The organism is Flavicella marina (assembly GCF_009193215.1).
Classification (GTDB): domain Bacteria; phylum Bacteroidota; class Bacteroidia; order Flavobacteriales; family Flavobacteriaceae; genus Flavicella; species Flavicella marina.
In genome coordinates, this window is the sequence record NZ_VYVA01000003.1 from 413,971 (window position 1) to 426,162 (window position 12,192).

A 12,192-nucleotide genomic window follows, 5' to 3' on the forward strand; every position below is an offset into this window, starting at 1 on the left:
AGTCCAAACGAATATTTTTTTGCTTTATTTTCTCATGGAAAAAAAGATTTTGAGATGGGTCTTTTTTTAGAGAATTGTACTTCATTTAAAAAGTGGTATTTTTGATGAAAAAGGTTTTATGAGTAAGAGAAAAAGCATCATTGGTTTTTTGATTAAATTTTTTGGATCCTACTTTTTAATGTTTGCGATCTACTCATTTTATTTGTCGAACACACAGGTTAAAGATGGAGGGTTTACCTGTGCTCCAATTACCGAAAAAGTTGCAATTCAGACGACTTCTTTGTTGAATCTTTTCGGTTATAATGCAAGTTTCGAGCAACATGATCAAGAACTTTCAGTAAAATTGTTTTTAAACAATGTGTATCTCGCTAGGGTTATTGAAGGCTGTAATTCTATTAATATCATTATTTTATTTGTTGCTTTTATTATTGCGTTTCCAGGCGCCTTGAAGAGAACGGTTTTGTATGCGTTGTTCGGAAGTTTTTTAATTTATTATGTGAACATTGTGAGAATTGCATTTTTGACAGTTGCTTTAGCAAAATTCCCAGAACAGCGTGAAGTCTTGCATAATTTAGTGTTTCCTGCAATTATATACGGATTGGTATTCCTTTTATGGGTCGTTTGGGTAAATTATTTTTCTAGTTACAAACAAGTGCGAGATGAAAAAAACAATTAGATACTTTCTTGTGGCATTGCTTTTTTTAGCATTAGTTTTGGTAAGAGCATTTGAGACTGAGCTTTTTTATGATCCATTCATTGTGTTTTTTCAAAATGATTATTTGTACACTTCTATTCCGCAGTTTGATTTCGGTAAATTAATTTTGAACTTATGCTATCGCTATACATTGAACTCAATAATTTCTATTGCAATTATTTATCTAGTTTTTGAAAAACTAGGTTATGTGATCTTAGCTTCTAAGTTATATGTGTATGGATTTGTTATGTTAACTATTGTGTTTTCTGTACTGTTGTATTTTGATTTCTCTTCTGGATACTTATTGCCTTTTTACATTCGAAGATTTATCATCCATCCTTTGTTTTTATTGTTGTTATTGGCAGCTTTATTTTATGAAATGTTGATTGGGGTAAAGCCGAAACTGTAACTTTTAACAGTTTTTAATAGTGTCAATTTTAGAGGTTTCGTAATTTTGTAATGTGAAAGATTTTTTAGTTAAAATAAGTTCGTTGTTCATGGCACTTTTGGTGTTGTTCTCATCCATGTCTTTTGGTGTGAGTAAACATTATTGTGCGGATGAAGTAGCCTCGGTGTCTTATTTTGTAGCAGATTCAGGTTGTGGTATGGAAGCCTTGCCTGTATCGTGCGAAACGACTAAAACACAGCACATAGAAAAAAAATCCTGCTGTAAAACTGAATTTCAACTGATTGATGGAAGTGATTTTTTACAAAAAGATGATTTTTCTATTGTAAAAATTCAACTCGAAAGTTATTCGATTCCTGTAGTGTCAGATTTGAGTTTTCAGATTTTTGATACGAATAATAACGCCTATAATTTTTACAGTTCTCCTACACTTCTAAAAGATAGAACTGTCTTGTTCGAAACATATTTGATTTGATTTTTAGATAAGAACAACTAAAGAAAGAGTTGCAAATAACTATCTAAAAATAAGAGATATTCATTGAGAATTTCTCGTAAAATTAAATACATGAAAATCAAATATTTATTTTTTTGGATTGTAATTGTACCTAATATTTGTGCTTCTCAGATGCAATTGAAAGGTATGGTTATGTCTCTAGAAGAAACATCTGTTGTGGGTTTACCGGGTGCTACAGTATTTTGGCTTGGTACTTCAATAGGTACACATACAAATGAAAAAGGCTGGTTCGAATTGCCATTTACCGACGCAACCAATCAATTGGTGCTGAGTTTTGTTGGGTATGAAACAGACACGATTGAAATTACCAAAAAAACAGAAGTACATCATTTTTTAAAGCCTAAAAAGACCTTGGATGAAGTGGTTGTTAATGGAAGTGTTCAAGCAACTAGTACGTCTTTCTATAGTCCGTTGAACAAGGTGAGTATTAATGAAGCAGAGCTGTTGAAAGCAGCATGTTGCAATTTGTCTGAAAGTTTCGAAACGAACCCGATAGTGGGAGTCAGTTATTCCGATGCATTATCGGGTGTCAAGCAAATTGAAATGCTGGGTCTTACAAGTCCTTATATATCTATTACACAAGAAAATATTCCATCCGTTCGTGGTGCTTCTCAAGTATATGGAATGTCGTTCATTCCTGGAACATGGATAGAAAGCATTCAAGTGACGAAAGGTACCGGATCTGTAGTCAATGGTTTCGAGAGTATCTCAGGTCAAATAAATACAGAATTAAAGAAACCTAGAGGAAACGATTCTTTCTTTTTAAACTTATATGGTTCAGGTGCTGGTCGTATAGAAATCAATACACATTTATTGAAAAAAGTAACTGAAAATTGGAGCACAGGAATGTTTCTTCATGGGAACACCCGGAGTTTAAAAATAGATCGCAATGCGGATGGTTTTTTAGATGTGCCAATCGGTAGACAAATCAATCTTATGAATCGATGGCAGTATACCAACCCTAGTTCCGGTTGGGTTAGTTTCATAGATTTTAAATACGTGTCAGATCAAAAACAAATAGGAGAGGTTTTATTTGAACCTAAAAAAGATAAGTTTTCAACAATACATTATGGTGGTGAAATCGGAACAGAACGAATTGAGGCAGCGGCAAAATTAGGGTATGTGTTTGATGAGAAACCTTATCAGAGTTTTGGTTTACAAGCATCCTACAGTCAGCACCGACAAGATTCGTATTTTGGATTGAATCGTTATGATATTGAACAGCATAGTTACTATTTCAATTCAATTTTTCAATCTATATTGTTCAATACCATGCATACTTTTAAAACAGGATTGAGTGGTGCGTTGGATATTTATCAAGAGCAAGTGAATTCAGAGTTTTATAATAGAAACGAAAAATCTATCGGTAGTTTTTTTGAATATACCTATGATAATATCGACGATATTACAGTAGTCGCTGGTGTAAGGTTCGACTATCACTCGGTGATGGGATTTACCTTAGTTCCGAGATTGCATGTAAGATACGAGCCTTGGAGATCAGGGGTGTTCAAATTTGCGCTAGGAAAAGGACAACGAATGGCGAGTGTTTTTACGGAAAATCAAAAAATGTTTGCTTCGTCTAGAAATATCATTATTGAAAGTACAGATTCGAAAGGTGCTTACGGTTTATCACCAGAAGTAGCTTGGAATTATGGTTTGAGTTATTTACACAAATTAAAGTTGTTTTATCATGATGCGAGTTTTTCAGTTGATTATTTTATTACGGACTTTCAGAATCAAGTGGTTGTCGATTATGATGCATCACCACAAGAAGTTCGTTTTTATAATTTAAATGGGGGTTCACAAGCAAGGTCTTTTCAAGTTCAGTTAGATTTCGAATTGAATACTAAATTGAATTTTAGATTCGCATATAAGAATAACGATGTTCAAGTAACTTATAACAAAGGAGTTTTGCGAAAAGCACTGCAACCGACAGATTTGTATTTTGCAAATATGGAATTCAAATCAAAACAAGAAAAGCAGAATCAATGGAAATGGGATGTTACTTATAGCTTGATAGGCAAACAAAGGATACCCAATACCGAGAGTAACCCAATCGAGTATCGAATGGATGAATGGTCTTCACCTTATAGTTTGCTAAATTCACAGGTGACGTATGTGCTTTCGAAAAAGCTAGATTTTTACGTAGGAGGTGAGAACCTTTTAAATGTTACCCAGAAAAAATCAATTTTAGGTGTAGATGATCCTTTTGGAGATTATTTTGATACCACTCTTTTGTACGCTCCTGTGGTTGGGTCTATGTACTATGCAGGGCTACGTTATAATTTATAAAATATAAAAAAATGAGAAAACTAATTAAAGTGCTGTTATTGTTTATTTCGGTTGTTGCTTATTCGCAACAGATACCAGAGAAAAGTAAAAAAAGAAATAGTGTTCTAGAAGTAAATGGTAATTGTGAAATGTGCAAGGCGCGTATCGAAAAAGCTTGTTTGAAAACTAAAGGTGTGAAATATGCCTATTGGGATGTTGCTTCAAAAAAGCTGAGTGTAGTTTATAATGAAAATAAAACTGAATTGTCAGATATTCAACAATCGGTTCTAATGGTTGGACATGATGTTGATTCTTTACGAGCAGCAGCACCAGTTTACAATAGATTGCATGCTTGTTGTAAATTTCGAGAATAAAAAAATGCGACCGTTCGGTCGCATTTTTTTTAACTGCGTTTATTTTTTTTCTTTTTTGAGCCATTGTTTAATCTGTAGGTGTAGCTAATAACGGCATACATACCTAGGCTCTCTGTAGTTATTTCTTCGTAATAATTTACATTACTTCTTCTGTGAATATCTACGTTTTTATTCAACATGTCGATTAACAATAGTTTGAAAACATTGTTTTTCTTTTTTGTAAGTGAATAAGAAATGGCAGCATTCCACAAGGGTAAAGTTCTGTCTGGAGAAAATTTACTGTCAGTGTAAATAAAATAATCGAATTGGGTGTTGAAGGTGAATTTTGATGTAATGTCGTAATCTAGCATAGTAAAATAATGCTGGGTAACGAACTGTCTGTTAAGGTCTCTTACTATTGAAAAGTTTGTTTGATTTAAGGTGTATTCACCGCCAAGTTTTAAGTCGTATATTTTTTTATTGTTGTTTTCGAATTTTAAATAGCCTGAATATTTTTTTGCACTGACATCATTCAATTCAAGGTTGACAAGGGTGTTAGATACAGCAAAAGAGTTTCTATTTTTTATGGTGTATCGGATTCCTAGACCATTTACTTTTTTGCTCAGACTAAAAGCAGTGGTGATATTGTCTTTAGTACCAATGTTTTCAAAGCTTCTAGTTCGTATAAAGTTGTCGTCGATCTCAACGGTTTGCACAATAGCATCATCAGTGTGTTGATATCGGACATTTCCGTAAAAAGTTAAACCTGCATTTTGATCATAGACATTTACTCTTAGTAATAAATCGTCTCGTTGTTCAGGATTTAGATTTGGGTTTCCTTTTCTGATAAAAAAAGGATTCAAGTCATTGATAACGGTTGAACTTTGAAAGGTAGTCGGGTTCTTTACTATTTTTTTATAGTTGATTCTGTATTTTCTACCTCTTTTCGGAATGTACTGTAGTTTTGCAATAGGGTTGATAAAACTGTTCGTTTTTCGGTTTGGATTCATGTTCGTTTCTCCAAACTCTCGACTTATATTTTGGTATTCTGCACCAGCATAGATATTCAGTTTTTCAATATTGTAGCTATAACCTGCTCTTGATTGATAATTGAATTCTTGATGTTTGTACTGATACGCTAAAATTTCAGCCTCTCTGCTATTGTCGATAAAAGTTTTCGATTGATAAATGTCTTCGTCAATTTTACGGTATGAGTTTACCGCTTCTATTTTTATATAATGGTCGTTACCCAGAGGTTCTGTATATTTCGCATTGTAATTTAAATAGTTGTTGTCAATTATCTCATCTCTAAAGATATCAGTTTCAAAAGTTGTTGTGTTATCGGTATCGATATTACGCTTGTTTAGCGTGTATTGTTGATTGTAACGTTTCAGTTTTTCCGTAGTAGCATAAGTTCCAACACTGAAGTTTTTTCCTTTGTCATTTAACTTTTTGTAAAAATTGAGTTTAACATTACCATTCTGCTTGTTAAACTTGTTGTTGAAACGACTATCATTAGTAGCTCTTAATGTATCTTGCTCGTTGTAATAATTTGTAAATCTATTTAATAGGGTGTTTCTGTCGTTGATACTGTATCCACCTTTCGCGAAAAAACTATAGGTTTTGTGAGATTGATTTAGGTAGTTGAAATTTAATTTATGGTCTTTGTTTTGATTGTCGAATTGACTAACATAATCAGAGTTAAAGCTACCAGAATTTTGAAAAGAGGTTCTTTTAGTGTAAGAAGTTCCATCGTTGTCTGAGTAGTTGTATGTGTAATCGGCATTTAAGGATTCACGTTTTTTGAATTCATGTCCAAAATGCAAACCTGCAATTTGAGTATTTAAAAACCCACTCAGTTTTTTTTTTGGAATGTCACTCTCTTCGTTTTCATCTTGATCTCCTAGACCATTTGCATTTTGTAAAAAATCTCTAATATTAGAACCAGTTACATTGATGTTATTTGTTTTGGCTACAGCTGAAAACTGTGTTTTAGATGAAAAGCGATTGTAGTTGGCATTTGCGAAATAGCGATTGTCAAGTCCGATTCCAGCAGAAGCTTTACCAAAGCCTCTATTTTTTTTGTCTTTTTTTAGTGTGAAGTTTAAAATTACTTGTTTGTTTCCATCACTGACTCCTGTTAACTCAGATTCGTCACTTTTTTTATCAATCACTTCTACTTTGGCGATAACATCAGCCGAGAGATTTTTCATAACCACTGATGGATCACCCCCGAAAAATTCCTTTCCATCAACATAAATTTTCGTGACTTCATTACCCTGTGCAATCATTTTTCCGTCAGAGTCAATTTCCATTCCTGGTAATTTTTCTAACATTTCTTCTATATTATCGTCATGATTTATCTTAAATGCTGAGGTGTTGAAAGCCACCGTGTCTTTTTTTATTTGGATCGGAACAACCGCTGAAATCGTGACCTCGTCTAATACACCAATATCTTCCTCTAAAATGATGCTACTTAAGTCAATGGCCTGGTTTTTATATACAATTGTTTTGAAAAAGGATTTGAATCCGGTTGAATGAACTTGAAGCAACATAGAGTCTCTAGCATCTTCAACCAGTTTAAACAAACCGTCTTGATCAGTTGTAGTGTAGTTGATCATTGTTGAGTCTGTAGGGTGTAGTAAGACGACAGAAGCATATTCTAAAGGTTCGTTTTCAGGTGTAACAATTTTCCCAGTGATAGAAGGAGTATCTTGTGCAGTGATTGTAAGAGTTGAAATAGTACAAAGAAATACGAATATGAGTTGAATGTTTTTTTGAAGGTTAATTGGCATTATGAGTCTTAGGGTTATTGGTTTTTATCGGTCGACGTGTAAGACTCAAAAACTAGACCAAAGTTTAAAATGATTTTTTAGAGGAGGTCAAATCAACAGTATTTTTTTCTTTTTATCTTGATGTTCATTGTGTTTCTTGTATCAAAAAAAAGTGCTTTTGAATTTTCAAAAGCACTTTTAAAATAAGTATAAGGTTTGATATTACATCATTCCTGGCATTCCTCCTCCCATAGGTGGGTGTGCGTGATCTGCACCTGCATTTTCTGATTTTACTTCAGAAATAGTACAAGCTGTTGTTAAGATCATTCCAGCAACAGAAGCAGCATTTTCTAATGCTACACGAGTTACTTTAGTAGGGTCAATAATACCAGCTTTTAACATTTGAACGTATTCTCCTGTTTTCGCATTGTATCCGAAATCAGCTTTTCCTTCTAGTACTTTAGAAATTACTACAGATCCTTCTCCACCTGCATTTTCAACAATTTGTCTCAAAGGCTCCTCGATAGCTCTGTTGATGATGTTTACTCCTGTTTGTTCGTCAGAGTTATCGTCAATTGAAATATTTTCTAAAGAAGCTTTTGCTCTTGCTAATGCAACACCACCACCAGAAACGATACCTTCTTCTACAGCAGCTCTAGTTGCATGCAATGCATCGTCAACTCTGTCTTTTTTCTCTTTCATTTCAACTTCACTAGCTGCACCAACATATAATACTGCAACTCCTCCTGCTAACTTAGCCAAGCGCTCTTGAAGTTTTTCTTTATCGTAGTCAGAAGTTGTATTTTCGATTTGCGATTTAATTTGTGTAACTCTTGTGTTGATAGCATCTGTTTCACCAGCACCATTAACTACAGTTGTATTGTCTTTGTCAATTGTTACTCTCTCAGCAGTACCCAACATTTCAATAGTTGTACCTTCAAGAGTTAATCCTCTTTCTTCAGAAATTACCGTACCACCTGTTAAGATTGCGATATCTTCTAACATTGCTTTTCTTCTGTCTCCGAATCCTGGAGCTTTTACAGCAGCAATTTTTAATGCACCACGCAATTTGTTCATAACCAAAGTAGCTAAAGCTTCTCCGTCTACGTCTTCGGCAATAATCAATAAAGGTTTTCCTGATTGTGAGATTGGCTCAAGAACAGGAAGTAATTCTTTTAAAGATGAGATTTTTTTATCGAATAATAGGATGTAAGGATTTTCTAAATCAGCTAACATTTTTTCTGTATTCGTTACAAAGTAAGGAGATAAATATCCTCTGTCGAACTGCATACCTTCTACAATATCAACATATGTTTCTCTACCTTTTGCTTCTTCAACAGTAATTACTCCTTCTTTTCCAACTTTTCCGAAAGCTTCAGCGATCAAATCACCAATTGTTTCATCGTTGTTTGCAGAAATAGAAGCTACTTGCTTTATTTTGTCTGACTTATTTCCAACAACCTCAGATTGTTTTTGTAAATCTTCAACCAATACAGCTACAGATTTGTCAATTCCTCTTTTTAAATCTAAAGGATTTGCTCCGGCAGCAACGTTTTTCAATCCTTCTGTTACAATGGCTTGAGCTAAAACTGTAGCTGTTGTAGTACCATCACCTGCTAGGTCGTTGGTTTTAGAAGCAACTTCTTTTACCATTTGAGCTCCCATGTTTTCAATTGGGTTTTCAAGCTCAATTTCTTTGGCAACACTTACTCCATCTTTTGTAATTGTTGGTCCACCGAAAGATTTTTCAATTACTACGTTTCTACCTTTTGGACCTAAAGTTACTTTTACCGCATTGGCTAAGGCATCTACACCTCTTTTTAATCCATTACGTGCGTCAATATCAAAATTTATTTCTTTTGCCATTTTTTAATGTTTTTTATTGTGAATAAAGATTTGTAAGAGTTTTTTAAACGATTGCGAAGATGTCGCTTTCTCTCATGATTAAATAATCTGTACCCTCTAGTTTTAACTCGGTTCCTGCATATTTACCATACAATACTGTGTCACCAACTTTTACAGTCATTTTTTCATCTTTGGTTCCGTTTCCAACTGCAACTACTGTACCTTTTGAAGGTTTTTCTTTTGCTGAGTCTGGAATGATTAATCCTGAAGCAGTTGTCGTTTCAGCTGCTAATGGTTCTACAAGTACCCTGTCTGCTAATGGTTTGATGTTTACATTACTCATATTATATAATTTTTATATAGGTTATATTATTTTCTGTCTATCATAGCTAAAAATATGCCATTTCGAATTCTATGCCATTTTGTAAAAAAAAATGCCAAGGTGTCATTTTCCTTGGCATTTTTGTGTCAACTTTTCTAGTTGTTATTCTTCTTCTGTGTCTTCAACTTCTGGTAGTGCAGGAGCTTCATCTTCAGAAATACGATTGTTTAAAGTTTCTTCGATTTGAGATTCTTGAGAATTAGAATTCTCTCTTGGAATCGCAAAGTTTGATAAAAGAATCATCGCCATCAATGCAATTGCCAATGTCCAAGTACTTTTGTCTAAGAAATTATTAGTGCTTTGAACTCCTCCCATTGATTGAGAACCACCACCTCCGAAAGATGAAGATAAACCTCCTCCTTTAGGGTTTTGAACCATAATGATTAATACTAGCAATACTGCTACAATAAGGATAAGGATTAAAAACAACGTATATGTCATGATTATTTATTTTTTAAGTATTCTATTTTCTTAATTTGGTCTGCAAAGAAACCACTTTTTTCTGGATATTTCAAAATTAATATTTTATATGCATTGATTGCATTCGTATATTTTTTTTGTTCTAAATATACTTTTGCCAATGTTTCGGTCATTAATTCTTCTTCGTTATAGTAATTCTCGTTAGAAACAGTGTGAGAGCTTTCTTTTGAAATAGGTTTTATCGTAGGGTTTACTTCAATAAATTTATCGATTAAGTCACTGTTTTTATCGATGTTTTTCTCAGAAATTTCATTCCTGTTAATGGTTTTTTTAGACGATAGTTGTAGCCATTGATGAAACGAATGTGTTTCGTTTTTATCAAACTCTAAAGGTGTTCCTATCTCTAGATCTTCAGAAAAAGTTTGTTTAGTTGTTACTTGCTTTTTTGAGACCACCTTCTTTGATTGAGCTTTACTTTGAGAAAATGCGAAATCACTTATGAAATCAAATAAAATCGCTCTATCGATGGTATGTGCAGCAGTTTTTTTTAATTGATTGTTGTATTTAAAACTGTTGTTTTGTTTTAAACCTTTTATATAAAGGGCTTTTGCTGATTGAAAATAAGGATATTTTTCGGTGATGCTTTCTAGCGCCGTAACAAAATCAGCATTGATCTGTTTGGGTGAATTTAAACCATCGAAAAAAACTTTTTTATCCATTTTTTACCAGTTAGCTACAGATGCGTTAAAAATGTCTTGAGTAATACGTTCGAAAATTTCATCCAATGCGGTTTCTAAAACACTACCTGCAAGTTGCGCGTTGGCATCAAAATCATGGAAGTGTGAAAAGCTTTTTTCAAAATCTTTTTTCTCATCAAGTTTGTTGTAAAAGCGAACATTTACTACGATGGTTAGTCTACTTTGTGCTGCTGTTTGATCTGCAGTTGCAGTCATTGGAGTTACACGATAATTTGTGATTTCACCTTCGAAAAATAAATCTCCATTAGACTTAACGAGACTTAAATTAGTTTGACGCAAAAATAAATCTTGCAAATCTTGAGTGAAGCGTTGACTCAATCCAGGTTCAACTAACGGTGCATTATTAGGGAAATAATTTACTTGCAAAGTCTTTGCATTACCGGTATCACCTCCTGTGAATGAATAAATACCGCAACCCGCTAAACTTGCTATGAAGATAAGGGCTAAAAAAAGAGTTTTTAGTTTCATATGTATATTGTGCTACTCCGGTTTGAAAATTAATCAATATTGATGACTTCACCTAAGAAGTGCGAGAATTATAAATTGTATTGTTTTATTTTTCTGTAAAGCGTTCTTTCAGAAATACCTAATTCTTTGGCCGCTAATTTTCGTTTGTTTTGATTTTTTTCGAGTGATTTTTTAATCATCTCAATTTCTTTTTCATGAAGGGATAGCGATTCATCTTCTTCAATAGTTTCGGCATATTCGTAATTGCTTATTGGATTTGGTTGCTGAATTTGAATAAGTTCAACATTTTTATCGTTAGAAAAATTAGCACTCTCTTTTTTAAACTCTTCTAAGAGATGTAGTTTTTCTGTCGGAATTTCTGCCGTGTTTTTGTTTTTAATTAAGTCAAGAGTTAATGCTTTTAATTCATTGAAATCTTTTCTTAACTCGTATAGTGCTTTGTATAAAACATCTCTATCCTCAGAAAAATCACTTTCATTATTAGTACTTTCTACAATTGCTGGAAGATTGTTGTAGTTTGGTAAGTACTGAATTAATTTTTCAGGGCCAATGTTTCTGCTTTCTTCTACAACAGAAATTTGCTCAGCAATATTTCTTAACTGACGTATGTTTCCAGGGAATCTGTAGTTAAGTAATAGATTTACCGCATCGTCATTTAAGCGAATGGTTGGCATTCTGTATTTCTGCGCAAAATCTGAGGCAAATTTTCGAAACAATAAATGAATATCGTTTTCTCTTTCTCTTAAAGGAGGCAAATGCAACTCAATAGTGCTCAATCGGTAGTAAAGATCTTCTCTAAATTTCCCCTTTTGAATGGCTTGCTGCATTTTCATATTTGTTGCGGCAACAATTCTCACATCCGTTTTTTGTACTTGAGAAGAACCTACTTTGATAAATTCACCATTTTCTAAAACACGTAAAAGTCGTACTTGGGTGGTGAGTGGTAATTCACCTACTTCATCCAGAAAAATAGTTCCCCCATCAGCAACTTCAAAATATCCTTTTCGTGTCGATGTTGCTCCAGTAAAAGCACCTTTTTCGTGTCCGAACAATTCACTGTCGATCGTTCCTTCAGGAATCGCACCACAGTTTACTGCGATATAATTGCAATGTTTTCTGTGAGACAATTGGTGAATGATTTTCGGAATGGTTTCTTTACCAACACCACTTTCACCCGTTACCAAAACAGAAATATCTGTTGGAGCAACACGCATTGCTTTTTCTAAAGAACGATTAAGTTTCTCGTCATTTCCTATTATCTCGAAACGTTGTTTTATTGTCGTCAATCCTTCCATAGAAATTATTTT

12 protein-coding genes are annotated in these 12,192 nt (G+C 33.6%); 5 read left to right on the plus strand and 7 right to left on the minus strand.

Annotation, left to right across the window (positions count from 1 at the left end):
* Nucleotides 1-118 precede the first annotated feature (118 nt).
* From xrtF to F6P99_RS08870, 5 genes are all read left to right on the plus strand, one after another.
* Nucleotides 119-676: an exosortase family protein XrtF gene (gene xrtF, locus F6P99_RS08850; protein WP_152287109.1), complete on the plus strand. Its 558-nt coding sequence runs from the start codon at nt 119-121 to the stop codon at nt 674-676.
* Complete coding sequence (locus F6P99_RS08855) at nt 660-1,103, plus strand: exosortase F system-associated membrane protein (protein WP_152287110.1); 444 nt, start codon at nt 660-662, stop codon at nt 1,101-1,103. The genes xrtF and F6P99_RS08855 overlap by 17 nt, the downstream gene beginning before the upstream one ends.
* A gap of 52 nt (nt 1,104-1,155) precedes the next feature.
* The gene (locus F6P99_RS08860) at nt 1,156-1,575 is read left to right on the plus strand and encodes an HYC_CC_PP family protein (RefSeq protein WP_152287111.1); all 420 of its coding nucleotides are present in this window, start codon (nt 1,156-1,158) and stop codon (nt 1,573-1,575) included.
* Nucleotides 1,576-1,665: 90 nt separating this feature from the next.
* The gene (locus tag F6P99_RS08865; RefSeq protein ID WP_152287112.1) at nt 1,666-3,906 is read left to right on the plus strand and encodes a TonB-dependent receptor; all 2,241 of its coding nucleotides are present in this window, start codon (nt 1,666-1,668) and stop codon (nt 3,904-3,906) included.
* A gap of 11 nt (nt 3,907-3,917) precedes the next feature.
* Nucleotides 3,918-4,259: a heavy-metal-associated domain-containing protein gene (locus F6P99_RS08870; RefSeq protein WP_152287113.1), complete on the plus strand. Its 342-nt coding sequence runs from the start codon at nt 3,918-3,920 to the stop codon at nt 4,257-4,259.
* A 29-nt stretch (nt 4,260-4,288) separates the two neighbouring features.
* On the opposite strand, the gene F6P99_RS08875 is transcribed toward F6P99_RS08870, so the two are convergent.
* From F6P99_RS08875 to F6P99_RS08905, 7 genes are all read right to left on the minus strand, one after another.
* Nucleotides 4,289-7,033 (minus strand): outer membrane beta-barrel protein, encoded by a 2,745-nt coding sequence (locus F6P99_RS08875; protein WP_152287114.1) that lies wholly within the window; start codon nt 7,031-7,033, stop codon nt 4,289-4,291.
* Between the two features lie 201 nt (nt 7,034-7,234).
* Nucleotides 7,235-8,878: a chaperonin GroEL gene (gene groL / locus F6P99_RS08880; RefSeq protein WP_152287115.1), complete on the minus strand. Its 1,644-nt coding sequence runs from the start codon at nt 8,876-8,878 to the stop codon at nt 7,235-7,237.
* A 43-nt stretch (nt 8,879-8,921) separates the two neighbouring features.
* Nucleotides 8,922-9,200 carry a co-chaperone GroES gene (locus tag F6P99_RS08885; protein WP_152287116.1) on the minus strand — a complete coding sequence of 93 codons (279 nt, stop codon included), beginning with the start codon at nt 9,198-9,200 and terminating at the stop codon, nt 8,922-8,924.
* 141 nt (nt 9,201-9,341) lie between these two features.
* Entirely contained in the window at nt 9,342-9,680 is a 339-nt protein-coding gene (gene secG / locus F6P99_RS08890) for a preprotein translocase subunit SecG (RefSeq protein WP_152287117.1), read from the minus strand.
* Between the two features lie 2 nt (nt 9,681-9,682).
* Nucleotides 9,683-10,378, minus strand: a complete 696-nt coding sequence (locus tag F6P99_RS08895) for a hypothetical protein (RefSeq protein WP_152287118.1) — start codon at nt 10,376-10,378, stop codon at nt 9,683-9,685.
* Between the two features lie 3 nt (nt 10,379-10,381).
* Nucleotides 10,382-10,885 (minus strand): LptE family protein, encoded by a 504-nt coding sequence (locus tag F6P99_RS08900; RefSeq protein WP_152287119.1) that lies wholly within the window; start codon nt 10,883-10,885, stop codon nt 10,382-10,384.
* A 68-nt stretch (nt 10,886-10,953) separates the two neighbouring features.
* Nucleotides 10,954-12,180 (minus strand): sigma-54 interaction domain-containing protein, encoded by a 1,227-nt coding sequence (locus F6P99_RS08905; RefSeq protein ID WP_152287120.1) that lies wholly within the window; start codon nt 12,178-12,180, stop codon nt 10,954-10,956.
* Between the last annotated feature and the right edge of the window lie 12 nt (nt 12,181-12,192).

Excerpts from the sequence above, each read along its gene's own strand:
- F6P99_RS08875 (WP_152287114.1), bottom strand. The coding sequence starts at position 7,033 with ATGCCAATTAACCTTCAAAAAAACATTCAACTCATATTCGTATTTCTT.
- F6P99_RS08900 (WP_152287119.1), bottom strand. The coding sequence starts at position 10,885 with ATGAAACTAAAAACTCTTTTTTTAGCCCTTATCTTCATAGCAAGTTTA.
- F6P99_RS08855 (WP_152287110.1), top strand. The coding sequence starts at position 660 with ATGAAAAAAACAATTAGATACTTTCTTGTGGCATTGCTTTTTTTAGCA.
- F6P99_RS08885 (WP_152287116.1), bottom strand. The coding sequence starts at position 9,200 with ATGAGTAATGTAAACATCAAACCATTAGCAGACAGGGTACTTGTAGAA.
- F6P99_RS08865 (WP_152287112.1), top strand. The coding sequence starts at position 1,666 with ATGAAAATCAAATATTTATTTTTTTGGATTGTAATTGTACCTAATATT.
- xrtF (WP_152287109.1), top strand. The coding sequence starts at position 119 with ATGAGTAAGAGAAAAAGCATCATTGGTTTTTTGATTAAATTTTTTGGA.
- F6P99_RS08895 (WP_152287118.1), bottom strand. The coding sequence starts at position 10,378 with ATGGATAAAAAAGTTTTTTTCGATGGTTTAAATTCACCCAAACAGATC.
- F6P99_RS08870 (WP_152287113.1), top strand. The coding sequence starts at position 3,918 with ATGAGAAAACTAATTAAAGTGCTGTTATTGTTTATTTCGGTTGTTGCT.
- secG (WP_152287117.1), bottom strand. The coding sequence starts at position 9,680 with ATGACATATACGTTGTTTTTAATCCTTATCCTTATTGTAGCAGTATTG.
- groL (WP_152287115.1), bottom strand. The coding sequence starts at position 8,878 with ATGGCAAAAGAAATAAATTTTGATATTGACGCACGTAATGGATTAAAA.
- F6P99_RS08905 (WP_152287120.1), bottom strand. The coding sequence starts at position 12,180 with ATGGAAGGATTGACGACAATAAAACAACGTTTCGAGATAATAGGAAAT.